Annotated in this window: 21 protein-coding genes, 1 tRNA gene and 2 pseudogenes; 7 read left to right on the top strand and 17 right to left on the bottom strand. The window is 58.6% G+C overall.

Annotation, left to right across the window (positions count from 1 at the left end; genetic code table 11):
- Positions 1-592 precede the first annotated feature (592 nt).
- Positions 593-1,636 carry an HNH endonuclease gene (locus AKV04_RS11390; protein WP_235815615.1) on the bottom strand — a complete coding sequence of 348 codons (1,044 nt, stop codon included), beginning with the start codon at positions 1,634-1,636 and terminating at the stop codon, positions 593-595.
- Between the two features lie 744 nt (positions 1,637-2,380).
- Here AKV04_RS11390 and AKV04_RS11395 point away from each other — a divergent pair.
- A complete protein-coding gene (locus AKV04_RS11395; protein WP_082351613.1) occupies positions 2,381-2,968 on the top strand; it encodes an SOS response-associated peptidase family protein in 588 nt (195 codons plus the stop codon).
- Between the two features lie 519 nt (positions 2,969-3,487).
- Here AKV04_RS11395 and AKV04_RS11405 read toward each other — a convergent pair.
- From AKV04_RS11405 to mads1, 8 genes and pseudogenes are all read right to left on the bottom strand, one after another.
- Positions 3,488-4,518, bottom strand: a pseudogene (locus AKV04_RS11405) (IS110 family RNA-guided transposase).
- A 113-nt stretch (positions 4,519-4,631) separates the two neighbouring features.
- Positions 4,632-5,389 (bottom strand): IS5 family transposase gene (locus AKV04_RS25575; RefSeq protein ID WP_156317497.1). Its coding sequence is split into 2 segments (ribosomal slippage): positions 4,632-5,071 and positions 5,071-5,389, totalling 759 coding nucleotides; the frame shifts between segments, so codons are not numbered across the junction.
- A 71-nt stretch (positions 5,390-5,460) separates the two neighbouring features.
- Entirely contained in the window at positions 5,461-6,402 is a 942-nt protein-coding gene (locus AKV04_RS11420) for a glycosyl hydrolase 53 family protein (protein ID WP_054006555.1), read from the bottom strand.
- A 79-nt stretch (positions 6,403-6,481) separates the two neighbouring features.
- A protein-coding gene (locus tag AKV04_RS25580; RefSeq protein ID WP_156317498.1) for an IS5 family transposase occupies positions 6,482-7,239 on the bottom strand; the annotation gives its coding sequence in 2 pieces (ribosomal slippage) (positions 6,482-6,921 and positions 6,921-7,239; 759 coding nt in all).
- 71 nt (positions 7,240-7,310) lie between these two features.
- Positions 7,311-9,929 (bottom strand): site-specific DNA-methyltransferase, encoded by a 2,619-nt coding sequence (locus AKV04_RS11435; protein WP_235815616.1) that lies wholly within the window; start codon positions 9,927-9,929, stop codon positions 7,311-7,313.
- Positions 9,930-10,047: 118 nt separating this feature from the next.
- Positions 10,048-11,022, bottom strand: a complete 975-nt coding sequence (locus AKV04_RS11440; RefSeq protein ID WP_054006558.1) for a PGN_0703 family putative restriction endonuclease — start codon at positions 11,020-11,022, stop codon at positions 10,048-10,050.
- Positions 11,019-14,071 (bottom strand): annotated as a pseudogene (locus AKV04_RS27845) (BPTD_3080 family restriction endonuclease). Before AKV04_RS27845 ends, AKV04_RS11440 begins: the two are co-directional and overlap by 4 nt.
- A complete protein-coding gene (gene mads1 / locus AKV04_RS11450; protein WP_054006559.1) occupies positions 14,064-14,273 on the bottom strand; it encodes a methylation-associated defense system helix-turn-helix domain-containing protein MAD1 in 210 nt (69 codons plus the stop codon). The pseudogene AKV04_RS27845 and the gene mads1 overlap by 8 nt, the downstream one beginning before the upstream one ends.
- A gap of 446 nt (positions 14,274-14,719) precedes the next feature.
- Here mads1 and AKV04_RS27550 point away from each other — a divergent pair, with 446 nt between their 5' ends.
- Positions 14,720-14,845, top strand: coding sequence for a hypothetical protein (locus tag AKV04_RS27550; RefSeq protein ID WP_268871790.1), 126 nt, complete (start codon positions 14,720-14,722; stop codon positions 14,843-14,845).
- A gap of 32 nt (positions 14,846-14,877) precedes the next feature.
- Here the strand turns inward: AKV04_RS27550 and AKV04_RS11455 are convergent.
- A tRNA-Ser gene (locus AKV04_RS11455) sits at positions 14,878-14,967 on the bottom strand.
- Between the two features lie 267 nt (positions 14,968-15,234).
- Here AKV04_RS11455 and AKV04_RS11460 point away from each other — a divergent pair.
- The 5 genes from AKV04_RS11460 to AKV04_RS11480 are packed head-to-tail and all read left to right on the top strand — an operon-like array spanning position 15,235 to position 20,000.
- Positions 15,235-16,581 (top strand): phospholipase D-like domain-containing protein, encoded by a 1,347-nt coding sequence (locus AKV04_RS11460; RefSeq protein ID WP_054006821.1) that lies wholly within the window; start codon positions 15,235-15,237, stop codon positions 16,579-16,581.
- Complete coding sequence (locus AKV04_RS11465; RefSeq protein WP_235815619.1) at positions 16,578-17,285, top strand: endonuclease/exonuclease/phosphatase family protein; 708 nt, start codon at positions 16,578-16,580, stop codon at positions 17,283-17,285. The genes AKV04_RS11460 and AKV04_RS11465 overlap by 4 nt, the downstream gene beginning before the upstream one ends.
- Positions 17,285-18,415 (top strand): DUF3734 domain-containing protein, encoded by a 1,131-nt coding sequence (locus AKV04_RS11470; RefSeq protein ID WP_054006560.1) that lies wholly within the window; start codon positions 17,285-17,287, stop codon positions 18,413-18,415. The genes AKV04_RS11465 and AKV04_RS11470 overlap by 1 nt, the downstream gene beginning before the upstream one ends.
- Positions 18,416-18,433: 18 nt before the next feature.
- A complete protein-coding gene (locus tag AKV04_RS11475; protein ID WP_054006561.1) occupies positions 18,434-19,180 on the top strand; it encodes an acetoacetate decarboxylase in 747 nt (248 codons plus the stop codon).
- Between the two features lie 25 nt (positions 19,181-19,205).
- Complete coding sequence (locus tag AKV04_RS11480; RefSeq protein ID WP_235815620.1) at positions 19,206-20,000, top strand: 3-hydroxybutyrate dehydrogenase; 795 nt, start codon at positions 19,206-19,208, stop codon at positions 19,998-20,000.
- Between the two features lie 24 nt (positions 20,001-20,024).
- On the opposite strand, the gene AKV04_RS11485 is transcribed toward AKV04_RS11480, so the two are convergent.
- The 7 genes from AKV04_RS11485 to AKV04_RS11515 all read right to left on the bottom strand — a co-directional run bounded on the left by AKV04_RS11485 (position 20,025) and on the right by AKV04_RS11515 (position 26,827).
- Positions 20,025-20,636 (bottom strand): DedA family protein, encoded by a 612-nt coding sequence (locus AKV04_RS11485; protein WP_054006562.1) that lies wholly within the window; start codon positions 20,634-20,636, stop codon positions 20,025-20,027.
- A 77-nt stretch (positions 20,637-20,713) separates the two neighbouring features.
- Positions 20,714-21,634 (bottom strand): RDD family protein, encoded by a 921-nt coding sequence (locus AKV04_RS11490; protein ID WP_054006563.1) that lies wholly within the window; start codon positions 21,632-21,634, stop codon positions 20,714-20,716.
- Positions 21,631-22,674 (bottom strand): stage II sporulation protein M, encoded by a 1,044-nt coding sequence (locus AKV04_RS11495; RefSeq protein ID WP_054006564.1) that lies wholly within the window; start codon positions 22,672-22,674, stop codon positions 21,631-21,633. The genes AKV04_RS11490 and AKV04_RS11495 overlap by 4 nt, the downstream gene beginning before the upstream one ends.
- A complete protein-coding gene (locus AKV04_RS11500; RefSeq protein ID WP_054006565.1) occupies positions 22,671-23,981 on the bottom strand; it encodes a DUF58 domain-containing protein in 1,311 nt (436 codons plus the stop codon). Before AKV04_RS11500 ends, AKV04_RS11495 begins: the two co-directional genes overlap by 4 nt.
- The gene (locus AKV04_RS11505) at positions 23,982-24,938 is read right to left on the bottom strand and encodes an AAA family ATPase (protein WP_054006566.1); all 957 of its coding nucleotides are present in this window, start codon (positions 24,936-24,938) and stop codon (positions 23,982-23,984) included.
- Positions 24,925-26,280: a hypothetical protein gene (locus AKV04_RS11510; protein WP_156317499.1), complete on the bottom strand. Its 1,356-nt coding sequence runs from the start codon at positions 26,278-26,280 to the stop codon at positions 24,925-24,927. Before AKV04_RS11510 ends, AKV04_RS11505 begins: the two co-directional genes overlap by 14 nt.
- Complete coding sequence (locus AKV04_RS11515) at positions 26,243-26,827, bottom strand: hypothetical protein (protein WP_156317500.1); 585 nt, start codon at positions 26,825-26,827, stop codon at positions 26,243-26,245. Before AKV04_RS11515 ends, AKV04_RS11510 begins: the two co-directional genes overlap by 38 nt.
- Positions 26,828-26,959 lie beyond the last annotated feature (132 nt).

Genomic DNA, 26,959 nt, shown 5'->3' on the forward strand with positions numbered 1-26,959 from the left:
CGTTGCGGTGTAAAATCGGCGATGATGATCTACTCCCCGATCCCTTAACAGATTTCCGGGTGATTTAAGCCAGTGCCTGCACGTGCTGATCGGTTTCGGTTGCACTTTATTACACCATGGCGCGTTGTTGGCCGCTGTTGATTTCCACTTAGAAGTGAGCCAGCGCACTTTTGCATGGAAATTAACACTCTAGTTCCATTCCGGACTGGCGGCTGACGTAGCAGGGCGAGCGTCCGCTCTAGTCCTGATGCTGCAAATGCTACGCCGCACCGCCGTCAGACCGCTCTCCGCCCTTTTCGTATGAAAGCGCATTGCATCGCTATCAGCCGTTTGCGCTCGATTGGGAAAGCCGCCATGATCCTACTAGCTGGATTGGTTGAGGCAGCGCGGGGGCCACAGACCAGGCTAAAGCTTTGATCGCAACCGCGCGTCGTCGCATCTCGCTGAAAATGCTCTAAATTCCGCACGCCGTTAAAAACGGGCAGACAGCATTCCCATGGGTGAAGTCACCCACACTCAACGGTTTCCGCCTTTCGCCCCAACCGCCGGCCACTGCCGCCGAAACAGTCCAAAAAACTGCAACTGCGACGTCTTAGCCCCAGGGCGTCTGCTCATCTTTCAGGGCTTGCCCAAAGATGTTCTCGCGGTGCCAGCGCAGATTTTCGGGATGCGGGGCGTAGTGGGCATCAATGGGTTTAAGGAGCCTGCCACTGGGGTGCAGCAGGCGGTCCACCACCTCGGCAGGAACCTTGTTTCTTGAGACGAGAAGCGTCTCGCAATCCTCGGCCACAGATATCAGCCCACGGTCGAACATCCAGTGCAAGGTTCCAGACAGGGCAAGCCCGTTGCGAATGGAATCGCTGCCGTCCCGTTCCACGGGCCGGATATGCGCGGCCTGAACCTCCGGGCGTCCGCCGCCATTGCGGATTTGCAAGCCGGACATGGCGCAGCGATAGCCGTAGGCTTCCCGTACACGACGGCTGAAAGCCACATCGCGAAATTTGCGGCGGGTCAGACGTTCCAGCACCGGGCGTTGGAACACTTCGGCACCGGCGTCGAATTCGCGCCGCTGTGGGGCATAACGGCTGGCCTCGATCTGCTCAAGGTCTTGGGGCAGGCCGTAGTCGATGATCTGGGCGAAATCACTGTCCGGCAAACGACGGACCGCAAGCTGCACCGAGCCGCCCTTTTTTGGCAGGCCATTTGTGTCCATCAGCGACGTCTCAAGCGGCCGGCCGTCAAGAAGGCGGGGCACGTTGCGGTCAAAGGGCAGATAACTGCCTGGTTCGATCAACGCCAGGTATCGGTCGGGGACGCCCGGCTTGGGGATGACCTTCGAAATCTTCGCCACCGCGAAATATCCCCTAGGACCAGCTTTGACCGGCTCGTAGTAAATCACCCAATCCCCGACGGCCGCCTCGACCGCTTTGAGATATGGCTTTGGAAAGTCGTAAACGACGTCCGGTTCGTCATCGTAAATCGAATCTGCTTTGTGCAAAAGAACGAGTTTTGTCATGCGACCAGGAAACCAATCTGGCTGCGCCTGGCAAGGGAATTGTTGGGCAAGGCGTTGCGGGTAACTATGATCGACCGGATCGGTCACCTGTCTTACCGGTAAAGTCAAAAGCGCTGTCAAATTCAGTATCCTCTCTGCCCACAATCATCCTGTTTCACTGGGGTGACCCCGACCGAAGTGGTTCTGGCCCATAGCGCAAAGCTCCAAATTCGCTTGCTCAACGCTCTTTCTCGACATGGCAAAATCAATGTTATCATCCTGCATCATTTTCGACCCGTTTTGCCTTGAGATCGAAGCATTCAAAGTCGTCGGTTTCTGAGCGTGATGCGAATTTGTTCCGGGTTATGGCAAAGCTGGTTCCCCAGAAATCGATGCCGGGCCAAACCGACTTGGGCCAGTGCAGCCATATATACATTTGATTTATATATCTATTTTAACCTGCGAGACAGCTTGTTCCGGGTTTCGGCGGGTTATTCGTCCCGGGTTTCGGCGGGCCCCGATTTTCTGACGCGATAGACCGGTTTCTACCAAGTTTCAAAATGATAACATTCATGCCCAAGGCACTTCAAAATCATAACATTGAAGGCTTCAAAACGCCCCCAAGTGCGACGATTTGGGGGCTGAAGACTAAACAATGACAAGGCATGATAGAATGAACGTTCCAGAATGAAAACTCGCTATCTGTCGCGGTGGTGTGCTGCTTTAATTTTACCGTGGTTTCCGATGTAGTGCTTTACCGCCGTGGCAAAATCTTCGCGGCGCGGCGCGGAGCTAGCTTTCCAGCAATTGCTGTCCTCAAGCTTAGCCTTCTGACAATTTTCACGTATTGTCTTAATGAACTAGCGTTCTTCGTCGAGGTCTCCAATGTGCGGCAAGTTCACCCAGATGGCGTCGTGGCGCGAAGTCCAAGAGTTCTCAAATCTGTTTGCAGCGCGGGTCGACGATGAAGTTCGCACCTTCACCCAGATGCGCGCGGTGCCGGTGGTGCATCTGGATCGCAACGGTGAGCGCGTCATCACGCCAATGAACTGGGGCTTCACGGATCGGCGCGGCGATGGGCGGCGGACGCCGAAGCACATGCACGCGCGGGGTGAGACGGTTCATCAACTGCGGACGCTCACCGACGCATTTCAACTGCGACGCGGCATCACTTTTGCCAAGACCTTCAACGAAGGCCGGGAGGTGCCGCTGGCCTATGAAGATGGCGAGCGGCCCGGAAAGTTGTGGACGCAGCAATGGACCATTCTACACAAGGGAGGCCGCCCCGCCATCATCGGCGTGATCTACGATCAGTTCGATGTCGGTCGCGGCCCGGAGCATGAATTTGTGCAAGTGACGGTTCCTGCGAACCGGTTGATCTCTGCAATCATCGACCGGATGCCACTGCTACTGAAGGCGATGACGATATTGCGCTGTGGCTTGGCGAATGGCGTGCACCGATTGAAGAGGTGATGGCGTTGATCCGCACGTGTGAGTTCAGCAACTTTTGGGAAATGGATGTCGAAGATCCGTCGAAGAACCCACCACGGCCAAAAAGACGATGAACATCCTTTTTCTAATGGCGACTGCAGCTACTCAGCTGTCGCCGTTGCGCATCCCAACATGCTTTTTGTCGTCAAGACTGCGGGAGTGCTAGGCTCCAGACTTCGGTAACGGGGTCGTGCCAGTCAAGCGTTTTTCGGCATGTGCATCCGTCCGCATGATCGCGGTTTTGACCATGTTTTGTTTCTCCGCTGTCTTTCGGTTATCGCCGCCTTCATCTGAGATCATCCCGGGTGCATGCTTCGGTCCGTGGTCAGCGCGATGGCTGCCAACATGATGCTGGTTCAAATGCAATTCCGATGTGCCCATCTCATAGGCGTGCTCGACGTTGATCGGCAACAGTCCGGACCACGGCATCATCGGAACCACGTCCCTGGGGGGACCTCGAAGGCCTGCTGTCAGACAGGCAACGGTTGGAATCGCAAGTGTCTATGCCGTGAGAGCCACTGCGGTGTCTAATCGGAAATCGGTATCATCAACCCACATCCGGTGAAGGATGACACTGATACGCCGTGCCGAGGCAACCATGGCGCGCTTCGCGCCACGGCGGCGGGCAACCTGTGCCGCCCACGTTCTCAGCCAGGTTGAACGCCCACGGTGCATCATCACGGTCGCGGCTTGGCACAATGCGCGGCGCAAGTTGACATCGCCGGCTTTGGTGATGCCGCCTGAGACATCGCGCTCGCCAGACTGGTTTCGTGACGGTGTCATGCCGACCCAAGGTCCGACTTTTTTGGAAGACGTGAACCGGGCGGGATCATCGACAGCTGATCGGTAGGTCAGCGCGACAACCGCACCCACTCCGGGCATCGACATCAGCCGTCGGCACACTGGATCCTCCTGCGCCAGTTGGCGAACATGGCGCTCCAATCTCGCTAGTTCCAGTCGCAGCGATGCCCGCGCTCGAAGCATCGGTCCTGTCGCGGCCTCCAGCATCGGATTGCCCTCTGCCAGTTCGCGGATGCGATGTTCATACCGGCCGCGGGAGATGGCACCAACCTTCAGCCCGAAGTTACGCAGCAGCCCGCGTAGTGACATTTCCAGGGCGATCATGCCCTGCTGGAGGGCTTTCCGTGCCCCGAGCACGGCTCGGACCTCTTGTGCCGACACGGATTTGCAATGAACCGGCCGGAACCAGCCAAGATGAAGAAGGCGCGCAATACCTTCGGCATCTCGCCGATCCGTCTTGATTGGCATGGCCTTCAGCGCACCCTTCACCTGACGGGTTTCCATCAGACGACATCCAGACCTGCCCCGCTCAGCCCACGGTGCAGCCATTGCGACAAGGGCCCAGCCTCGAGGCCGATCGCGGCAATAGTGCCCTCCTGTTCTCGGGCCCAACGCACCAAGACTTCAGGTTCACTGGCGACCTGCGCCTCTTTCACGATCTTGCCATGCTCGCTGACTACGCAAATCGCGGTCTTTGCCAGCGATACATCCAACCCGACAAACAGTCTCATCCCGTAGTCCTCCTTGTGGATCCAATACGGGAAGGTCGACAACTTGCCCCTGATCTTGCAAGCGGTAACAGGCAGTGCGCAACGCAGGCCCCGTTACAGCATCTCATTGATTTTCAAAGCCAGAACAAGACGGTTGCGGCGAGGGCGATGGCTGAGAAAAAGACTTTCGGACATCTGTCGTAGCGTGTTGCTACCCGTCGCCAGTCCTTCAAACGGCCGAACATGATCTCGATGCGATTACGACGCTTGTATCGGCGGTTGTCGTATTTGACAGGCTTTGTGCGGGACTGCCGGCCAGGAATGCATGGCCTTATTCCCTTGTTTTCCAAGCCTTCACGGAACCAGTCCGCATCATAACCCCGGTCTGCTAGAAGCCATTTAGCAGATGGAAGACTGCTCAGCAATGCCGCCGCGCCGGTGTAATCGCTGATCTCGCCAGCGCTCATGAAGAAGCGAATAGGGCGTCCGTTTTCATCGGTGACGGCATGCAATTTGGTGTTCATGCCGCCCTTGGTTCGGCCAATCAGACGACCGCGCCCCCCTTTTTCAACCCAAGGCTTGAAGCCGTTCGGTGCGATATGAGATAGGTTGCGTCGATCATCACCGTTTTTGATGTGGCGGCTTCGGAAGCCAATCCGTCCATGATCCGGGCGAAGACGCCCATTTCACCCCACCGCTTCCAACGGTTGTAGAGGGTCTTGGCTGGGCCATATTCCTTCCGGGCGTCACACCAGCGCAAGCCATTGCGATTGATGAATATAATCCCGCTCAGAACGCGCCTGTCATCTACACGCGGCTTGCCATGGCTCTTCGGAAAGAACGGCCGGAGCCGCGCCATTTGGTCTTCGTTCAGCCAGTAAAGATTGCTCATAGCGCCCCCAAAACTTGGGCGTTTGAATCATGCAAGTATGACGGCCTCAAGCCGATTAATGGGTCTGGAGCCTAAGCCGCATTTTGCCTTTGCATCCCGACCAGCGCAGCAGACAAGGCCGGGTCCACCGACAGATCGCTCCGAATAAGACCGTGGCTCCAGCGGCGCTGTGATCTAGGCGCGTGCCAAGGTGGGCAGTCGACAATCGGATACCAGCAGATCCCAGCGATTTTTGCGCCATGCAGTCGCGCGATTTCCACCTGGGCCAGCACTTCGTGCAACCAGCTCCCTTTATGAAAACCGGGATGACGGCGGTCGTGAATGGGGTGGCCGTCGTGCCAGCTCGTCTCCGCCACCATGATCGGCTTTTTGTAGCGCCGCCAGGTTTTGAGCAGCACTTTCGACAAGATCGTGCGGGCAGTATGGGGATAGTAATTTACCCCAATCACATCGACCGAAACCGCAGACACAATGGCATCGGTCGCGGCAAACTGCCGCTCACCGACACCCGTTATGGGGTCGTTGGTCAGGATGCCTATGTTGGGATGATGGTCGCGCGCCACCCGCGCCATTGTTACCGCCATACGAACCGCTTCACTTTGCGGCATGCCCGCGATGAAAGGGTAAAGAGACGGTTCGTTGACAGGACACAACCACAACCGCTCGGTTCCCGATATGGATAGCGCGGCGTCAGCCACAATTTTGGCACAGCGCACCGGGTCAGTATTGCGATGATAATGCGCCAAATCCCAGATGCCTTGCATCCCAGCTGCCTGCGCCGTCCTCAGCCGCTCGACTGCGTTATGGCCCGGAACAAGGCCATCCCGGACGGTCATCATGCCGTGATCACATGCGATCCGGTAGTGATCATACATCCGCTGCTGTGGCGTGTGCCGTGTCGTTTCCAGCAGATCGTGGCGGCCATGATGAACAAGGCCGCATTCAAAGCCTGCGATGACCTCGCTGCGAAACAGCGGACTCTCGATAGGAATTTTCAGTTGCTGCGCATTCATTGAACTTCAACCGCTAGTTGGTTGGAGAGGCTAAAGGTTGGCTAAGTCCGACGTTGCTAGGTTCCAGACTCATTGATCATCAAAGCCAGAACAAGACGGTTGCTGCGAGGGCTACGACTGACAGGAAGACCTTCGGGCATCTGTCATAGCGGGTTGCCACCCGTCGCCAGTCCTTCAAACGCCCGAACATAATCTCGATGCGATTGCGGCGTTTGTAGCGTCGCTTGTCGTATTTCACAGGCTCGATACGGGACTTCCGACCCGGGATGCACGGCTTTATCCCTTTGTCTTTCAACGCATCTCTGAACCAATCGGCATCATAACCACGGTCGCCCAGCAACCAATCCGCAGCTGGCAAGCTGCTCAGTAAGGCCGCAGCACCTGTATAATCGCTGATCTCGCCCGCTGTCATGAAGAAGCTGATTGGGCGGCCGTTTTCATCAGTGACAGCATGCAGTTTCGTGTTCATACCGCCCTTGGTTCGGCCAATCAGTCGACCTCGCCCCCCTTTTTCACCCCAAGGCTCGAAGCCGTGCGGTGTGCTTTGAGATAGGTCGCGTCGATCATAACAGTCTTCGGAACTGTCGCCTCAGAGGCCAATCCTTCCATCATCCTGGCGAAGACGCCCATGTCGCCCCAACGCTTCCAACGGTTGTAGAGGGTCTTCGCAGAGCCGTATTCTTTCGGCGCGTCGGACCACCGCAAGCCATTACGATTGATGAATATTATCCCACTCAAAACGCGCCTGTCATCCACGCGTGGCTTGCCATGGCTCTTTGGAAAGAACGGCCGAAGCCGTGCCATTTGATCTTCGCTCAGCCAGTAAAGATTGCTCATAGTGCCCCCCAAGTTCGGGAACTTGAATCATGCAGGCAAGACAGCCTCAAGCAAATTAATGGGTCTGGAGCCTAGGGGTCGTTGGCACCGAGGAAATAGGCGTGGCGGACGAAGAAGGATTCTTCGTTATAGTCGGTGTCCAGCATCCACAGGGCGATGCCGTCGGTGCCTTCGGATTGCACCTCGCCCGTTTGCGGCTTGAAGACGTCGACGCCAAAGACCTGCACTGTCACCATGCCATCGCCTTCATCGGCGATGCGGATGTCGGGTTCGCCGAAGATCACGAACAGGTTGCCTGCGCCGGTAGCCTTCAGGTCCTTCGCCATATGCAGGTCGGGGTTCATCCGGGCCTTCAGCACCTTGATGCGGCCCAGTTTGTCGAACTCGCTGCTGTGGGCGTCGTAGTTGAAGGCGCAGGCGATCAGCACGTCGAAACCGGCGTCGCCAGCCTCGCGCGCGGCGGCCACAAGGTCGGGGCGTGAGACGGTGCCGAACTCGGGGCCGATGAACACGCCCGCGCGGCGCTGGGTGTCGCCTTCCATGAAAGTGCCCTCGGCGGCGATCCAGTTGCCGGGCCAGCCTTTCAGGGCGGTGAAGGTGATCCGGTCCTCGCGGTGCGCCTGCTGCACGCCTGCGGCTTTCAGGTTTTCCAGGATCATATGGGCGAAATCGGTGAAGTCACGCGGGGCCTCGGCCGCCTTGCGCTTGCCCTCGGCGGCCTCGTAGGTGTCGATCAGTTCGTCGTCCCAATCGACGGCGAGGGTGCGGTGGGGGGACAAGCTTTCCACGGTAAACGGGCCCGCGACGCGCACCTTGCTGTTGTCGGCAAAGGGCTTGTCATACAGGAACTCGAACTCGGCCTTGGCGGCGATGCTGGCGTCGATTTCGCGCTGGCGGGTGATGCGGGCCTGCCAGAACTGGACAAGGGCGGTTTGCGCGGCGGCGGGCCAGCCAGAGGGCGCCTCGCGCGGGATTTCCCATTCCATCAACCCGTTCGCTGGGGCCAGCTCGCCGGATGGCAGCTTCACCTCGCCACTGGCGGTGAAGTCCACCTTCGCCCCGGCGCGGCCGCCGACCTCTACCTTGAACGGGGTGGGGTGGCCGGACAGGGCCGTGTTGAGCGCCTCGCGGGCGGCGTCGACGGCGGGTTGCAGGCGGTCCCAGATCACGTCGATTTCGGCGTTGTTGGCGATGGATTTCAGCGTGATGTGCGGCACGCGGTCATAGACGAATCCCTGCCGGATGCTGCCGTGGGTGGGGGCGGACTTGGGCGGGGTGCGCGTGATCTCGCCTTCCTTCGCCTGGCCTTCCTTGCTGTCGGCCAGCAGGTAATAGGGAAAGCGCGCGCCCATCAGGCGGGACCGGGCGAGGGCGATGGCGACTCGGCTAGTGTCGATGGTGATCCAGCGCCGCCCCCATTGTTCGGCGACATAGGCCGTGGTGCCAGAGCCGCATGTGGGATCGAGCACCAGATCGCCGGGGTCCGTCGCCATTTGGATGCAGCGGGCCACTACCTTTGGCGAAGTTTGCACGACATATGTCTTCGCGTCGGCGTAGCCCGAAATGACAGTGTCGTCCCAAGTGTTGTTGAAAGTCACGATTGGATAATCGTCTGCAAAACGCTTGTAGCGAGCGCGCTTACCGATCCCGATCAAGCGATTGGCTTTAGCGAGCCGAGGCATGCCACCACGGGATGCCTTCCAGTGTGTATTCGGTGGAAGCTCAAATTCTTGACCGGATAAGCCGAAGCCGTAAGTCCCCGCCTCGCTGGCACCCTGCGAACTCATATCCCCCGGCAAATAGGCAGGGTCGCCGAGATTGAAGTTCTGGCGAATTTCGTCTCGCCCAGTGTATTGGGTTGCCAACAGGTCGTCGGATTTTGCTTGGAGCGGGCGCCGGAACTTAAGGCGGTCTTTACTTCGGGCAAACCAGAGGTTGGTGTCATAGACATTGTCCAGATAGTTCGCCCCGGTGCCACTTGTCTTCTTGAAGTTGATTTGGCTGATAAAATTCTCATCCCCAAACACCTCATCCATCAGCGCCCGCACGCGGTGGACGTTCTCGTCGCCGATCTGCACGAAGATGCTGCCGCTGTCGCTCAGCAGATCGCGCGCCACGGTCAGTCGGTCACGCAGGTATGTCAGGTAGGAATGGATGCCGTCCTTCCAGGTGTCGCGAAAGGCGCGGACCTGTTCAGGCTCGCGGGTGATATGGCCCTTGTCGCCATCCTTGACGTCGCGCGAGGTGGTGGACCACTGGAAGTTGGAGTTGAACTTGATGCCATAGGGCGGGTCGAAATAAATGCACTGGACCTGACCGCGCAGCCCCTCACGCTCGGCCAGCGACGCCATCACCGACAGGCTGTCGCCCGAGATCATCCGGTTCGACCAGTGCTGATCGTGCTGGTAGAACTCGGTCGCGGCCTCGGCATCGGGCAGGCCGTTGAAATCGGCGAACATGTCGAATTGCGGGGCGTCGCGGGTGGCCTTGGCGCGATTGGCGGATTCGCGTTTCAGGTCGTCGATGATGACGCGGGGGTGGACCTTTTCCTGAATGTACAAGGGGGGCGCCTGAACGATCAGGTCGGACCAGTCCTGTTCATCCTTGCCGCGCCAGACCAGCTGCGGGTCCAGATCGCGGTTGCGGCGTTCGTAGGCCAGCTGGATCGGCGTCTTGTCCTGCTCGCGCATGATCGATTCAAATTCCGCCGTCGGAATGTTCTTGCGCGTGGCATCGTGGGTGAGGGTTTGGACCTCGATGGGTTTTTTGGCCATCAGAACATTTCCAAGGTGAGTGCGGGTTTCAGTTTCATGTATTTGACTCCCCGAGGAAGGCATAACGATCAAGAAGATAGGCGGCCCAAGGGTCTTGCGGATCCGCTGCAATGGTACTGCGGATTACCGGGAGGAAGGCCTGTTCGATACTGGTGGCTTGGAAGCGCGAGGGTTCGACAAGCAGGGTGCGGAAAACATCGAAGGCGTCCGACCCCAGTGGCTTCAGTCTTGGCGCGGTCACTTTGTGCAGGGCCGCGTTACCGGCGGCGGAGATATGAAGCACCATGACGCGATCAGCGCCACCCTCGGCGGCGCGTTCCATGCGCCATGCGAGCATCTGTTGCCGGGCAAGTTGGTAAAACGGCTCCCAGAAGAAGTCCTGCATCTGCAAGCCAAGATCGTTAAGGAACGGGCCGTTGGGAAAGAACGCTTTTTTGGCATATCTGCCTAAACGTGTTCCATTGCCGCGAACGTTGATCGGTTGGCCATAGGTTTCGGTAAAATTCCATTCGATGAGGACAGTGGTCAGCTTTCCATCCGGCGCGCACAGGCGAACGGCGGCATCGGCACTGGTCGCATTGGCACCGCGTGTTGCACGACCATTGGCGGGCCATTCGCCGAGATGGTTTGCGGCCCCCACCCATTCGAAATCGACGAAGATAGGCGTTCCGTGCCGATCCTCGCTGACCGGAACCATTTGCAGCCGATCAAACCCGAGGGCGGTTTTCATGACCAACGCGAGAGGGTCGGGACGGTGCATCAGCGGGCCGAGGAAATTCACGCAGCAGACTTGGGAGGACAGGGCATGGTTCTTATGCTGATGCCACTGGATAGGATTGCCAGGGAGGGCGAAGTGTTCAACCAATGCTGATGCGTATACAGGATTTAGGTTCAGGTCAAAATGCTCGGGCTTGGTCCGATAGGTTACATCGGGCAAGAGGCTGTCGCCATCGAAGCGGTTGAAGAAGGCCGATTGTTGCTGGCGTTGCTGACGGACGAAGGCATTCATTCTATTACCATCTCACCTGCGCCGAGGGTTTCGAGCAGTTTGCCGAACTCCGCCTCCATTTCGTAAACCGCCGTATATTCGGCAAAGGCCCAGCGCCCGAATTTTTCAAGGTTGTTCACGCCAGGCACCCAATAGCTGCGCATGGTGTTGGCCTTGTCCTTGGCATCCTCGCCCCGGTAGCCCTTGATTTCGACGATCAGGTTCAGGGGATCAACGCGGCCATCATCGATCTGCACGATGAAGTCGGGGATGTATTTGCGGGGGGTGGAACCGTAAAGGTAGGGCACTTCCAGCCCCAGCCCTTGGTTCTTGACGTAGGAAAGCACGCGCGGGTGGTTTTCGGCGACCCGGGCGAATTCCGCCTCCCAATCGCTGTCGCAGACCACCCAGTTGACGTGGGATTTGTTCGGTGCGGTATGGTAGCGCAGTTCCTTGGAGGTGGTGAAGTTGACGAGCGCGGTGGAGCCAGTTGGATTGTATGCGTCGAGGATGGCCTTGACCGGGTGTTCGCCCTGGAGGGTCAGAGTGATGGCCGCCTTGATCCGCTCGGCCGCCATATCGGCGATTTCCTTGTAGACCAGCTGGGCGGGATAGGTGCCGCCGGTGCATTTCAAGTAGCCGCCATCAAGCCACTGCCGCGTGATGCGCTTCAACTGACCGAAGAGGTGCAGCTTTGGTTCCTCGCCCGGGTCGCGGTACTTGGTGTAAAGCAGGTGCCGCGCCAGATGGAACAGGATGGTGGATGAGCGCATGTCTTCCAGGTGCGCTAAGGTCAAATCGACACCCTCGCCGATGATGCCCTGATTGGTGGTGCTGGATGGCCCCAGCAGTTGCGGGGTCAGTTCCAGCACATGGTCGGGGCCGAAGTTCGCCTCCAGCCGTTCGTCAGGCAGTTCGACCCGGTAGCCTTCAACGCGGGGAAAGGTGATTTCCAGCGCATCGCGGTCTGGTTTGACGGCATGGACGCGGACGGTTTCACGGGGCTTTGCCGGAGGCGACACGACAGGTTTGGCGGCGAAGTCGAAGGGAATGCCAAGAACATCGGCGTATTCAACGTTGAACAGACCTTCGTCGTTCAACTCATACGACTGGCGACGCAGTGCGCGGCCGACGACCTGTTCGCACAAAAGCTGCGTGCCAAATGCGCGCACGCCAAGGACGTGCGTGACAGTGTTGGCGTCCCAGCCCTCGGTCAGCATCGAGACAGATACGACGCATCGGATCTGTTCGCCCAGCTTGCCCTTCTTGCCGACGGTGTTCATGACCTCACGCAGAAGGGTGGATTCGTCGATCTTGTCACCGGCGGTGATGTCACCCGTACGCTCGACCATTTCGCGCTTGAACTGCCCAATCTCCGTCGCGGCCATCTCGCGGAAATCCTTGTCCAGCGCCTCGCCGGATTCTAGTTGGGCTGAATCGATCAGGATGGTGTTCGGGCGCGGCATCCGGTTGCCGAAATCGTCGTAGTTCCGGAACAGCGCGAGGCGACCGTTTTCCAGCGTCGTCTCGGTCCCGTCGTCACTGATCCGGTCAAAACCCGAGACATATTATAGATCAGTTCCGATGTCGCAGTGTTGTTGCAGACGACGATGAACACCGGTGGAACACCAATTTCTTCTTCCTGCCACAGGTGGAAGGTCTTTTCGTAATGCCCGTAGAGGGCCTCTAGAGCAGTCAGCAATTCGGCAGGCAGGCTGAGCGGATCGAGTGCCTTGCCGCCGATGCGGCCCTTCTTGGGAAGTTTTTTGCCGATATACTCCCAAAGGTTGCGAAATTTGGGTGTATCGCCGCCCGGGATATTGTCGGCTACCGGCACGCGGGGAAGCTTAACGATCCCGCATTCGATAGCGTCCATCAACGAGAAGTCCGACATCGTCCAAGGGAATAAGGTGCCCTCGATGTACCCCGATCCACGCAGAAAAAACGGCGTTGCAGACAGATCGTAGACCAGACTGATGCCCAGTTTTCGCTTTACGGATTCCAAGCCGGAAATCCACATCCGGGCGGCTTCGTTATTTTCCTTGGCCTCGCTTTTGTCGTCGCCCTTCAGATCGTCTGCAGGCTCGCCGTCGGCGTCTTTGACCCGTTCGCGATAGCAGTGGTGCGCTTCGTCATTCATGACGACAATGTTCTTTTGTCCCATCAGGTCACCCATAACCCGCTGGATCATCTCGCCCTCGGTTTCCAAGGTCTGAACCTTGTCACCGCGCCAGCCTTCCAGTGCCTGGCGGGTGCCTTTGGCGATCACCAGTTTTTCGCGTAGTTTAAAGGCATGGTAGTTGGTGATGACGATCTTGGCGCTCTGGATGTCGCGCAGCATGTCGGGCGGCGTGATCTCGCGGCTGCGATAATAGCTTTCGGGATCGTTGGGCAGCAGAACGCGCAACCGGTCGCGGATAGTAATGCCGGGAGAGACAATCAGGAACCGGCTTGAGAACTGCTTGCTATTCGGATGGCGTACGGCGTTGATCGTCTGCCAAGCAATCAGCATCGCCATAACTGTGGTCTTGCCCGCCCCGGTTGCCAATTTCAGCGCAAGGCGCATCAGTTCCGGGTTGGCCTGTTCATTCGCGCCTTTGATATGCGTCCAGAACTTGGCCACACGCGGACCCATTTTGGGTGCAACTTCGGTCAGCCAGATGGCAGTTTCTACCGCTTCGATCTGGCAAAAAAACGGGCGGATGCCCTCGAACTTGTGATGCCGCCAATGCTGCATCAGACGCGCTGTCTCCGGCGTCACCAGCCATTGATCAGGATTTGGCAAACTGCGCCATGTTTCAACATAACCCCGAACCTCGTTAATGATCGGGGTCGGGTTGTACTCCTGATCAGTCGTAGAAAGATCGTCATTTGCACCAAGCAGCAGGGCGGCCTGCTTCGTGTTCTGCCGTTGCTTCTTGGTCTTTGGAACCGGTGTGATGAGATCCGATCGCCGTCGGTGATCGAGGATGCGGTTGGTCGGCTGACCATCGGGATCCAACTCCCAATGCCTGCCCGGACAGGCATATGGAGAGTTGAGGATAGGCTTTTTGAAGAAATGCTCAGACATCCGCAGCACCTTTCCCGAGGTAGCTTTTTACGGATGCCTTCTGTTCATCGATCCATCGGTCAATATCATCATTCTTGAATCGCCATTGACCGCGAACCTTGAAGGCTGGAATCTGACCGCTGCGTGCCATGGTATACACAGTCTTCTCTGCAACCTTTAACAAAACTGCGACCTCTGGCAAAGTGAGAATAGGGTCCGTCATGGACCTGCTCCTTCTCGAAATGACTGATTTGAGGCTGCCAGACTTTGCCAGCCTTTACTAGCTCTTCATTGCTACCAGATGCATGAGTGCCAGACATAAGCTGTGGCCACGTACGCGAACGTCATTTGCGCAGCGACACGATTGCTCCGACCGCATCACTGCGTTCACATGACGAGCCAAGCAGTGTTTGGGAGTCGCTACAATTGATGCTGACTGCCTGATGCGGGGCAGAAACAATCAATTTGGCGCGGTGAACTGGGCTCGGCCTTACAGTTGGAATGTTGGATTCGACTCTACGACTACCCTTCATGTCGGGGCCCGAAGGCCAGCATTTCGCCCCTTAGTTGGATATGGGGCCGAAAATGATGCGCCTTGATCGAGGGTAAGCTCCCGGCAGGCAGATGCCGCGATAGGCATGCCGCATCTGCTTCGGTCGGCAAACCGCCATGAGTGATTCAGATATGGGTGTTCAGACGACTGTTGCGGTGCCTGAGAAGCTTGTAGACATCGCAAAAAGCGTTGCAATCAGACGCATTGCAGTTGATGGGTTGAAAGATGGGTATGAAAAATAAACCCAGATTTATTCAATGTTTTCAAGGATGGTTGGCGGAAGCGGTGGGATTCGAACCCACGGTACGGTTCCCCGCACGCTAGTTTTCAAGACTAGAGCCTTAAACCACTCGGCCACACTTCCATGCTTGGGATGCAGTTAGCCAGCTTAACAGCCAGCCCCGCATTCCGAACATGCGGCTGATAGCATTGTCTGCTGGGAATTCAAGCGACAAGACGCGGCGCGGCACCACTTCACGCGCAAACCACGTTTTCGTGCTTATTGGAAACACGGCCTTGCGCATGGCCGACAGAGGGTCATGTTGCGTCTAGCAAGGCAGCGCCGAGTCTTGCGTGACGGCAACGACGATCTCAATAGCTTAGCTTTGCGGGTGTGAACGGAGGCAATGCGTTGATCTGGCTGGCTTCCTATTTCCTTGTTGTCCTTGGTGTCGTGTTGGTCGGCCTTGCGATGTTGTTCGTGGTGCAGCAACGCCGCTCGCCACAATCGGCTGCAGCTTGGCTATTGTTCATTCTGCTGTTGCCCTATGTGGCGATCCCAGTGTTTCTGGCGCTGGGGTTTCGCAAGCAAAGCGCGCGTTTTCCACCGATCAGGTTTGGCCCGATGCGTCAGGCCACGCCAACACCGCAACCCGTCGCGAAGGCCTTGCAAGCTTTCGGAATTCCTGCCGCCTCGGATGGGAATGGTCTGGTTCTGCATTTTACGCCCGAAGTCGCCAAGACCACGCTGTTTCGCACGATTGCACAGGCGCAGACTCGGCTCGATATCACCTTTTACCTGCTGGATGACGATTCCTCGGGGCGCGATTTCATCGAAGCGTTGATCGAACGGGCCCAAGCCGGGGTTGCGGTTCGATTGATCCTTGATCGACTGGGCGCATTGCACCGCCCGAAAGCGGCGCTGGAGCGGTTATGCGCAGCAGGGGGTGAGGTGCGGTATTTGTCGCCCTTTCTGCATCGGGTCGGCAATGGTCATCTCAACCTGCGCAATCACCGCAAGATGGTGATTGCGGATCTGGCCGATGTTTGGGCGGGCGGGCGCAACATTGGCGTTGCTTATCTTGTGGAAGGGCAGGATTGGATCGACCTCAGCTTCAGTCTGCAAGGCCCGGCTGTGCAGAGCTATATCGACGTGTTTTCGGCTGATTGGGATGTGATTGGCTCTGCGCACGGGGAACTGATCGCGCGAAATGCGCCCATAGGGACTGTCACCGCGCAACTGGTGCCGTCTGGGCCCGACACCCCCGACGATGCGCTGCATGACGCGCTGGTCTGCGCCATTCACCGCGCCGAACGCTCGATCTGGTTGACCACGCCCTATTTTCTGCCGACCGAAGCGCTGCTGCAAGCCTTGGGCACTGCAGCCCGACGTGGGGTGGATGTGCGGATCATGCTGCCGCAGACATCTAACCAATGGGTGGCCGACCTCGCACGCGGCGCCTATCTGAGAGATTTGCACGCGGCGGGCTGCGTGATCCTGCGGCTGCGGCAAGGCATGCTGCACGCCAAGGCCGGGATGATCGACGATCTAGCTTGGGTCGGCTCGGCGAATTTCGATGTCAGATCCATGTTGTTGAACTTTGAATCTGCCCTGATGCTTTACGATGCCGCCACCGTCACTGCACTGCGCGACTGGTTCAGGGCACTGGAACCGCGCTGCGCCCAAGGCGTTGTCAAACCAAGCCTGCTCCGCCGTTTTGCCGAGGGGATTTTTCGGCTGGGGGCCCCGATATTGTGACGAAAATTTCCCTACGCGTCGCCACCTACAATATCCGCAAAGCGCTTGGCAACGACCGCCGCCGCGATCCTGAGCGCACTCTGCGGGTGATCGAGGCGCTGGATGCCGATATCGTGTTGCTGCAAGAGGCAGATATGCGGCTGGGTCTGCGCCCGCCTGCGCTGCCCGCCGCACTGTTCGAGGGCCGCAGCTTCCGCCCGGTGGTGTTCGCGCATGGTCGCGACAGTCTGGGCTGGCACGGCAATGCCATTCTGATCCGCGACAGCATTGAGCTGCTAGCCACCGCCCACATCGACCTGCCGGGACTAGAGCCGCGCGGGGCGGTGATGGTGGATCTGCGCTTTGAAGGTCGGGACATCAGCGTGATCGGCACCCATCTTGGCCTGATCCGTGCGTCGCGTCGCCGTCAACTGGCGGCACTGCGCGCCTTCACTGGTCATTCGCAGATAAGCGCCCGGCTTGTGGCGGGGGATTTCAACGAATGGTCCGGCCTGTCACACTTGGCAGGCCTCGGCCCTGACTTCCGGGTGTTACCAAGCCCGCCTACGTTTCACGCGCGTAAGCCAGTGGCCGCTCTAGACCGTATCGCGCTGACTGATGATTTCACCCTGCGCGACATCAGGGCCGTTCTGACGCCCGAGGCCAGACGCGCCTCGGACCATCTGCCGCTTGTCGCTGATCTGACCTTGAAAGGAGCCTCGTGATGGCCCGCACCGCCTCTAAATCCGACGCCAGTTCCGAAGAATGTATCACGCTTGTGCTGCAAGGTGGTGGCGCACTCGGCGCCTATCAGGCCGGAGCTTATGAGGGGCTGGTCAAGCAAGCCCGCCATGTTTCTTGGGTGGCGGGTATCTCCATTGGCTCGATCAATGCCGCCATCATCGCGGGCAACGCGCCACATCAACGTGTGGAAAAGCTGCGGGAGTTTTGGGAGCAAGCCAGTTCTAAATCCCTGCCCGCCACCCTACTCGACGGCATCTGGGCGCGGGCATTGCTGAACCAGTTCAGTGCCTCGGCCACCACGCTGGCTGGCGTCCCCGGCTTTTTTGATCTGCGCTTCCCCCCCGCCGCCCTGATGCCAGAGGGCAGCGTCGGCGCTAGCAGTTTCTATGATACAGCCCCGCTGCGCGCCACGCTGGAACGCTTGGTGGATTTTGACCGCCTCAACAGTGGTGAGGTCCGCCTCAGCCTTGGTGCGGTCAATGTGGAAACCGGCAATATGACGTGGTTTGATACCGCCACCCAGCGCATTGGCCCTGAACATATTATGGCCTCGGGCGCACTGCCGCCGGGGTTTCCGGCGGTTGAGATTGACGGAGCCTATTACTGGGACGGCGGTTTGGTTTCCAATACGCCGCTGCAATATGTGATGGACGAGCAGAAATCGCAGGCCGATCTCTGCGTGTTCCAAGTTGATCTGTTCAGTGCCCGCGGCACGCTTCCCACTTCGGTCTGGCACAGTGAAGTGCGCGAGAAGGAAATCCGCTTCTCCAGCCGAACCCGGTTTAATACCGATATGATGCGTCGGCTGAATGATATGGGTACGGCAGCACGCCGACTTTACGACAAGCTGCCGCCCGAGATGAAATCCGACCCCGACGCGCAAGCGCTGGTCGCAGGCAATTCCGACCCGCACATCACCATCGCACACCTGATCTACCGCCCGACAAAATATGAAGGCGGCTCAAAGGATTACGAATTCTCCCGTACCTCGATGCTGGACCATTGGCAGGCCGGAAAGGCCGATGCAGAACATACCGTTAATCACCACGACTGGACGAACCGCCACCGCGCGACCGAGTGCGTGCAGGTGTTTGACCTTTCAAATCGCTAACCCAAAAGGCCGCGTCCCATGAAAATCGCCGATGTCACCAGCCGCGCTTTTGCCATGCCGCTTACCAGCCCGTCCTATCCCAAAGGTCCCTACCGCTTTGTGAACCGCGAGTTTTTCATCATCACCTACCGCACCGATATGGAAGCCCTGCGCGCCGTGGTCCCCGAACCTTTGCAAGTCATCGACCCGATCGTGAAATACGAATTCATCCGGATGCCCGACAGCACGGGCTTTGGCGATTACACCGAAACCGGGCAAGTCATCCCGGTTGAATTCAATGGCCGCAAGGGCAGCTACGTACATGCGATGTTTCTCAACGATGACAGCCCCATCGCGGGCGGACGTGAGATTTGGGGTTTTCCGAAGAAACTCGCCGAACCTCGGATGCGGGTTGAAAAAGACACTCTCGTTGGTACCCTTGATGTCGGCTCGGTGCAGGTGGCATCCGCAACGATGGGCTACAAGCACCGCGCGATTGATCCCGCGAAGGTGCTGGAAAGCCTGCAAGTTCCAACCTTCCTGCTGAAAATCATCCCCCATGTCGATTGCACCCCGCGCATCTGCGAATTGGTTGAATACTCGCTGGAAGACATCACCGTCAAAGGCGCATGGGAAGGTCCCGCCGGGCTGGAGCTGCACGATCACGCGATGGCCCCGCTGACGCAACTGCCAGTGCGCGAAGTTCTGTCTGCCACCCATATTTTAACCGACCTAACGCTTGGTCTGGGCCGCGTGGTGCATGATTACCTCGCCCCAAATCGCTAACCCCCTTCACCACAGGAGCCTGAACATGTCCTTCCCCATGAGTCTGAACGGCAAAGTCTGCGTCATCACCGGATCCGCCAGCGGTATCGGCAAAGCCATTGCTGAACGCTACATCGCCGATGGCGCAAAAGTCGTGATCGCCGATCTGCGCCTTGATGCCGCTCAAGCCACCGCAGCAGAACTGACCGCAAAGGGCCCCGGCACGGCGATTGGTGTTGAGATGAACGTCACCGACGAGGCCGCTGTCAACACAGGCATCCAGCAGGTGGTTGACCAATGGGGCCAGATCGACGTGCTGGTGTCGAACGCGGGCATCCAGATCGTGCATAAGCTGGAAGAATTCCCGTTTGATGACTGGAAAAAACTGCTGTCGATCCATCTCGACGGCGCGTTCCTGACCTCCAAGGCCTGCCTGCCACATATGTATAAGGCCGGGTCGGGTTCCATCATCTTCATGGGCTCGGTGCATTCCAAAGAAGCCTCACCGCTGAAATCGGCCTATGTCACCGCGAAACACGGGCTGCTGGGCCTCGCCCGCGTGATCGCCAAAGAAGGCGCTGAACATGGTGTGCGCACGAATGTGATCTGCCCCGGATTTGTGAAAACCCCGCTGGTGGAAAAACAAATCCCCGAGCAGGCGAAAACCTTGGGCATTTCAGAAGAAGACGTGGTGAACAAAATCATGCTCGGCGGCACCGTCGATAAGGAATTCACCACGGTCGAAGATGTAGCCGAAATCGCCTACCTGTTCGCCGCCTTCCCGACCAATGCGCTGACCGGCCAGTCGATGATCGTCAGCCACGGCTGGTTTATGGAGTAACCCAAAGCCAACGGGCTCAAGCCGTTATGGCTTGGGCCCACTGCGCAAACGCAGATAGCCCACCAACGCGCCCAGCAAAGCCAAGGCTACCAGCACCGAAGCGACCAACCCGATATGTCGCCCAATAAACGGCAGTATCGTCACTGAATGGCCAAAGTGATAGGCCAACACGGTCCAAAACCCGACCCAAAGCGCCGCGCCCACCACATTGGCGGCTAGAAAACTCAGCCAATGCATCCCCGCCGTCCCCGCTACCAGCCCGTTCATCTGGCGCAGCAACACCACAAACCGCGCCGCAATCACCATCAGCGGACCATATCGCGCGAACACCGCCTCCACTTTGGCATAACGACTTTCCGTCACCCCAAACCGAGCACCATAGTTGGTCACCACCACCCGGCCATATCTGCGGCCGATGAAATATGCGATATTGTCGCCCAACACCGCGCCACACCACGCCGAAATCGCCACCGCCCAAATACTGATCTTTCCTGTTCCGGCTAGAGTCGCAGCTAAGATCAGCGCGCTTTCCCCCGGCAATGGCAGCCCCAAAGTCTCTAGCGTCAGCGACACGAACAGCACGCCTGCACCGTACTGATGGATCAGCGCCAAGACATTCACTTCGATCCAACTCATCGCCGCTCTCACCTCACATTTTGGCTCACAGCTAACCATTGACCGCTGCGGCAAGGCCTGACCGCTTGTCCTGCGGGCTACTTCGGCTTTGGCGCGTCGCTGTGGAACTTATCCTGCCGCCGCTCGCCAAAAAGCAATCGGCTTTCCAACCTTTCCCTCTGCTCGCGATAGAACGCCATCAGAAAGAGCCGTGGGTCCGCGCCGATGGCGTGCTCGGGATAGTTGATCCGGCGCGCGATTGCTTTGGCGACTTTCTCAAGCTCTGCGGCATGAAGCTGGCTTTTCGACGGGTCGCGCAAAATCGCCTCTAGGGTCTGCAACTCGTAACTGCCGTAGATGTCCAGTTGCGTCTGATCAAAGACAAATCCGCCCCGCGCTTCGCTCAAAGCAAGGTCATCCAGCAAAATGGCTTTTGGCTTTACGATCACCAAGGTTCCCGCCACCACATCCCCCAACCGCTGCTTGCGTTTGTTGCGGATCGGATAGATTGCGACGAACAAGGTCCAGACCAGCAGAATGAGCGCCGCAATCCACGACTGCGCGGTCGAGGTGTAATTCCACTGCAGAACCAGACCCAATGGCGCAAAAAACTCAACATCTTTCAACAGGTTGCGCGCGACAACCTGATGTGCCCCCAACGCACGGCTGTCGGCCGAGATCACCATGATCCCGACGATGCGCTTGCCCAAAGTGCGACCATTCCAGATCAATTCTGACAGCACATAATAGGGAACGCCGACGAAAAACGCCGAGATGACGACCAAGGCAAACAAGGCGGTTTTTGGCAGGATGCCCAGCCACGCCACCGCTAGGATCAACAGAAGGATCGCAAACCAAGTCAAAATCAGATCCAGAATGACCGCGCCAAACCGTGCGCCCAGAGAGGCCAGTTCAAAGCCAATCGGCACATCTTCGGGTGGTACGAAATTCTCCAAAACCCGCTTTGAAGCGGCACTGCGCTGGACGGCGGTTTCGTCAGATTTGCGCTGAAACCTCATGCCTTGGCCCCACTCGTCCGCCCGGATCGCCAAAGCCACAGCACCCAGAACCCGCCAAGCCCCCAGCCGATCAGCAAACGCGCCTCTGGGCTGGTGACGCTCTGGCGCAGCACGCCCTCGACCACACCAGCCACCAAAAGCATCAACCCGGCCAACAGGAACAGTTTGACAGCATCCCGCCCATGCAGGCGCAGAGAATCTCTGCGCGACATTTGCCCCGGCATCAGCCCCGCAAGACCCAAGCGTGCGCCCCCTGCGCAGGCGATGCAGATCGCACTGATTTCGGTCACGCCGTGGATGGAAAGCCATGCAAAGGCATCATAGCCAAGCCCGGCTTGCACAAACAACGCAAAGGACGCCCCCAACATCAAGCCGTTGTAGAAGGTCAACACAAAGCTGGGCAGTGCCCAAAAGATACCCAACCCAAAGATAAAAATGGCAATATTGGTGTTGTGCGAAAACAAATAGGCCGCGAAAGCGGTCAGCACGTCGCCGCTATGCAGAGACGCGTCGCCGTAAAGCGTGTCGCGCAGATAGCCCACACTGGCACCCGGCGCGCGCCCATCCGACAGGCCGCCCGGCACGAAGGTGTAAAACCAGCTTTGATCACGGAAAAACAGCACGAACCCGGTGATTGCACCCAACATCATCGCGCTGAATCCGATTAGCAGCGGCAGCAAGGAGCGTCGCACAGCCTGCGGGATGCCTTGCCGCAGCAGGCGTCCAAATGCCCCGGAAAGGCTGCGTTGTGGCACATAGACCACCAACCAAGCCCGCGCGCAAAGCTGATCGAGATAGTTCAGCAGCGCCAGATCCAGCGAGATATCCCGCGCCAAGGCCAGCGATGTCATCGCCTGACGATACAGCGCCGCCAGTTCTTTGGCTTCGGTATAGTTCAACCCGGCGAGCCCATGCGTCTCGGCTTGTTTGACCAAGGCCTCAAGCTTGCGCCAACCCGGCTCTCGCAACATACGGAAGCGGGCCGAGCGCAGCAGTTCGGCCTCGATGCGGTTAGGGCTGGCTGAGAACTGATCGGTCATATCAACTCCCGCGCCTTGATGTCGATGTATTTTGACACCAGCGCCGTGGTCAGCGCCTCGGGGGCGACATCAAGGCAGAGCACGCCCAGTTGTGACAGACGCTCCATAACTGCTTGGCGTTCGTGCAGGATTTGACCCGCCGAGACTGAGGCTGCGATGCTGTTCAGGCCGAAATCGGTCGGATTGGCGATGCGGTTCAGCGCGGGATCACGCAGCGCGACAAACAACACCAGATGGTGCCGGGTCAGCAGGCTGACGTTTTCAACCAACAATTCGGCGGTGATGCTGTCGACGAAATCCGAAAATACGATGATCAGACAACGGCGGCGCAGCCGGGTCAACAGATGACTCAGACCCAAGGTGTGGTTGGTTTCGTGATCGGTGTAATTCAACCCCGCCGCAGCCGCCCGCAACTGCGCAAAGCCCGCCCGCCCGGGCTGCGGTGGCAGAAACTGGCGCGGACGATTGTCAAACGCATAAAGTCCGACGTGATCGCCTCCAAGACCCGCCGCCCAGCCCAGCCCCAAAGCAGCATTGATGGCGCGATCCAGCTTGGGCAAGCCCGCGATACGCTCGTTCATCAGATAGCCACAATCCAGCGCCAGCAGAATGTGATGGTTCTTTTCCGCCCGCGTCTCGCGCGCCACCAGCGCATTCAGCCGTGCCGAGCGTTTCCAATCAATCTGACGTGCATCCATGCCGGGGGCGAAGTCTCGCAACTGGTGAAACTCTGATCCCGAACCCTTCAGGCGCATGTCCTTTTGGCCCTCCAGCAGCGGCAACATCTGCGCTTGGATCTGTCCAGACATCACCGCAGTCACATCGGGCACCACGGTGATATCATGCGACAATAGCGTGCGGGATAGCACCTCAAGCAAGCCCCAGCGCGACGGCCATTTCAGATGCAGGGCGCGGACCTTGTGCAGCCCGCGCTTCAGCAGCGGCACATGGTCCTTGATGGCATAAGACGGCCGGGCGCAGGCAAGATCAGCCACGACGCCATCGCCCAACGCCGCATCCAAATCGAAGCGCAGCGACAGTTTGGCAGGCAAGACCGCACCCGTCTTGCGCTTCAGGGTTACTGTGTAAGGCGCAGCCACCCCCACCATACCCGACTTCGGCAAACTCACCTCGACGATGATCGCGCGCGGGGCAATCGACGCCAGCGCATCAATCATCACAATCAGGAGCAAAGCCGACCACATCACAAGCACCGGGATGGCTGGGTCGCCCACTGCAAGCGCCAGCAGCACTGTCAGCGCGCCACAGCACAGCACCAAAGCGATAAGGCGGGGCGCGGGTCTCATTCAGCGCGGCGGATCGACGCGATTCAGGATATTCGCCAGAACGGCTTCGGCGGTGCGTCCCTCAATCTCGGCTGAGGGGCCAAGCACAAGCCGATGGCACAGCACCGGCACAATCAGCGCCTTCACATCATCCGGCAGGCCATAATCCCTGCCCTCGACCGCTGCACGTGCGCGAACAGCCCCGGCCAAAGCATCCGCTGCGCGGGTTGAGGCCCCATGGCTGATATCACTGTCGTTGCGTGTGGCGCGTACCAGATCGACGATATAGGTCAGGATGGTGGGATCCAACCGGATGCCATCCACCAAGTTTTTGCCCGCCGCCAGTTGCGCCGCTGACAGCACCTTTTCGATGCCTTTGCCGCGCGCCTCAAACTCCAAGGGCTGGGCGGCGTGGCGGGTCAGAATGGCAATTTCCGCATTGCGGTCCGGGAAATCAACGTTCAGCTTGAACAAAAACCGATCCAGTTGCGCTTCGGGCAGCGGATAGGTGCCTTGCTGCTCAATCGGGTTTTGCGTCGCGATCACGAAGAAATCACGGCCCAATGGGTAATCGGTGCCATCAATTGTCACCACCCGCTCGTTCATTGCCTGCAACAGTGCCGATTGGGTCTTCGGCGGCGCGCGGTTGATTTCATCCGCCAGCAGGATATCGGTGAAGATCGGGCCTCTGGTCAGTTGAAACGCCCCGGTCTGGAAGTTGAACAGGTTCACCCCCAACACATCACCCGGCATGAGGTCAGGCGTGAACTGCACGCGGCCAAAGCCCATGTCCATCGCCGAAGCCAAAGACCGCGCCAGCAAGGTTTTCGCCGTGCCCGGCGGACCTTCCACCAAGCAATGCCCGCGCGCAAACACCGACACCAACAACAGGTCGATCAGGGCATCCTGCCCCTGCACCGCCTTGCCAATCTCGGTGCGCACCGATGCGATGAGGATTTGAAACTCAGCCAGGTCCATGCGTCAGCCTTTCCAGCAATTCTGCGAAACGATCAAGAATTCGGCGCAACTCGGAAGGATGCAGCGTGCCCGCCGAAGATTGTAAAACCTCGGCGCAGGCGCGCAATTCGGCTGCGTCTTTGGGGTTTTGGCGGGCGAATTTGGCATAAAGCCGGTCGAGACCGGTTTGCCCCACGCCCAAAGCTTGGCCCGTTGCCGCACCCGCGCCAAATGTCTGCTGCGCTAGATTTTGCAGCCGCGTCAGCGTAAATTCGGCCACCATCCGCCCGTCATTGCGCGACAGTCGGATCAACCGAGCTTTGGCATCAATTGCCGCCAGTTTCGAGACTTCAAGCCGGTCCTCTGCCACCTGCTGCACCGGACCAAACCGCATCGCGCCACGCCAAATTGCCACGGCAAGCACCGCAGCGCCAGCTAACCAGAACAGTGACAACGGCCATGTGAAGAAGCGCAGCATGTCTTGGGTATCGCGGCGATAATGTTGCGCTTCTTTGTCCTGTTCCGGCGCCAGCAACTGCTCGGTCGAGGTATCAAGATAGATCGCGCGCGTCTCAGTCGGGGATTGTAGCGCGCGCAAAGCAGCCACAACGAAACGCGCATTTTCAGCCAAAGTAATGCCGTGATTGTTCAGCAGGTCTGGATCGGAGAGCGCTGCCATCTCGGGTTTGCCCAACACCGCGTTGCAATGGATCAGCAGCGCTCCTTCCGCCAGACCTGCCACTTCCTTGCAGCGCTGCGGCAGCGTGTGGCGGTTAAAGGTTTGTGGCTGAAACAGCGCCACCCGGACAGTCTGCCCGTTGATCAGCACCTGTTCATCGGCAAAGCCACGGGTGATCTGCTGCAGGATTGGCCGTTGCAAGTAAAGCTGCGGCAGCAGGGTGTTGAACATGCTGGGCGCGATCAGAAAATCCCGATGCGCCCCGCCTGTCACCATGACAGCACCCCGCCACTTCGGCAGCACAACCAGCGTCTTGAGCCCGATGACTTTGCTGTAAAACACATCGCTGTCCAATTCGCGCAGCGTACTTTGACCCAGTTGTTCTTGCCGTGACGTGGCGGGCTGATCTTCGGTGTTCAGGTTCAAATCATAGATCGGCAAAATGCGCAGCGACAGCGCGCTGGCCTTCAACGCGCCCCAACCCTGCGGCTCTTGCAACGTCAACCCCAACTCCGGCGCAAGCTGTGCAAGCCCCGCGACACCCAGCGCCGAGCGCTCCAGCGCCACATCCCCCGTCGCAGCTTGCAGCCACACCAGCCCGCCGAGCAAAGCCAGCACGGCGGCAACGCCAGCGAATGTCTGGCCCCTAGACATTGCCACCACGCTGACGTGGCAGTATCTCACGCGCGCCTTCGATCAAGGTTTGAAATGTCGCCTCATCAACGCTGCGCCCGCCATAATGGGCCAGTTCGGCAACGATCAGCAGGCGTTTCAGATAATCCAACCCGGACCAGTGCAGCGGCACGCGCCCAAACGCATCCCGCTCGGTGTCCGAGCGTTTGAAACCGGTTTTTGTCGCTTCCGCCGCGTGCAGCAAACACAGCCGCAGCAACCGAACCACTGCCGCCCGCCTGTCAGACACCTGGGCGATCTGCGCGAGCGACCGGTTCTCCAGCAGGTCTGCTTCACTCTCCCCCCAGCCCTTCGGCGCTTGCACGGCTTTGTTGGCATCCGTCGCCGTTTCAGGCGCCCAGAGTGCACCGCCCGAAACATAAACCCACAGCCCCAAGGCGGCGATCAGCGCCCCAACAACCAAAGCCATTGCCATCAGACCAGAGATCAAAGGCGCAACGGGTTTATTGGTCGCAACTTTTGGCGGGTCTTTTTGTTCAAGACTGCCATCAAACTTTTGCAAGTATACGATCCGCGCCTGCAATCCGGCATCACTCAAAGCGTCAGCCCTGCTTTGACCCATCGCGTCCCGAGGTGCGCTGGTTGCGATGACTTTCTGCCCCTCAAAATCAACTTCTTGCGCGACAACCGGTGGCGCGCCTGCACCTGCGATTATGCAAAAGCAAAGTAG

Source organism: Cypionkella psychrotolerans (assembly GCF_001294535.1).
In the GTDB taxonomy this organism is placed as follows: Bacteria; Pseudomonadota; Alphaproteobacteria; order Rhodobacterales; family Rhodobacteraceae; genus Cypionkella; species Cypionkella psychrotolerans.

Excerpts from the sequence above, each read along its gene's own strand:
- AKV04_RS11395 (WP_082351613.1), top strand. The coding sequence starts at position 2,381 with ATGTGCGGCAAGTTCACCCAGATGGCGTCGTGGCGCGAAGTCCAAGAG.
- AKV04_RS11420 (WP_054006555.1), bottom strand. The coding sequence starts at position 6,402 with ATGAATGCGCAGCAACTGAAAATTCCTATCGAGAGTCCGCTGTTTCGC.
- AKV04_RS11435 (WP_235815616.1), bottom strand. The coding sequence starts at position 9,929 with ATGCGCGAGCAGGACAAGACGCCGATCCAGCTGGCCTACGAACGCCGC.
- AKV04_RS11440 (WP_054006558.1), bottom strand. The coding sequence starts at position 11,022 with ATGAATGCCTTCGTCCGTCAGCAACGCCAGCAACAATCGGCCTTCTTC.
- mads1 (WP_054006559.1), bottom strand. The coding sequence starts at position 14,273 with ATGACGGACCCTATTCTCACTTTGCCAGAGGTCGCAGTTTTGTTAAAG.
- AKV04_RS27550 (WP_268871790.1), top strand. The coding sequence starts at position 14,720 with ATGAGTGATTCAGATATGGGTGTTCAGACGACTGTTGCGGTGCCTGAG.
- AKV04_RS11470 (WP_054006560.1), top strand. The coding sequence starts at position 17,285 with ATGGCCCGCACCGCCTCTAAATCCGACGCCAGTTCCGAAGAATGTATC.
- AKV04_RS11475 (WP_054006561.1), top strand. The coding sequence starts at position 18,434 with ATGAAAATCGCCGATGTCACCAGCCGCGCTTTTGCCATGCCGCTTACC.
- AKV04_RS11480 (WP_235815620.1), top strand. The coding sequence starts at position 19,206 with ATGTCCTTCCCCATGAGTCTGAACGGCAAAGTCTGCGTCATCACCGGA.
- AKV04_RS11485 (WP_054006562.1), bottom strand. The coding sequence starts at position 20,636 with ATGAGTTGGATCGAAGTGAATGTCTTGGCGCTGATCCATCAGTACGGT.
- AKV04_RS11490 (WP_054006563.1), bottom strand. The coding sequence starts at position 21,634 with ATGAGGTTTCAGCGCAAATCTGACGAAACCGCCGTCCAGCGCAGTGCC.
- AKV04_RS11495 (WP_054006564.1), bottom strand. The coding sequence starts at position 22,674 with ATGACCGATCAGTTCTCAGCCAGCCCTAACCGCATCGAGGCCGAACTG.
- AKV04_RS11500 (WP_054006565.1), bottom strand. The coding sequence starts at position 23,981 with ATGAGACCCGCGCCCCGCCTTATCGCTTTGGTGCTGTGCTGTGGCGCG.
- AKV04_RS11505 (WP_054006566.1), bottom strand. The coding sequence starts at position 24,938 with ATGGACCTGGCTGAGTTTCAAATCCTCATCGCATCGGTGCGCACCGAG.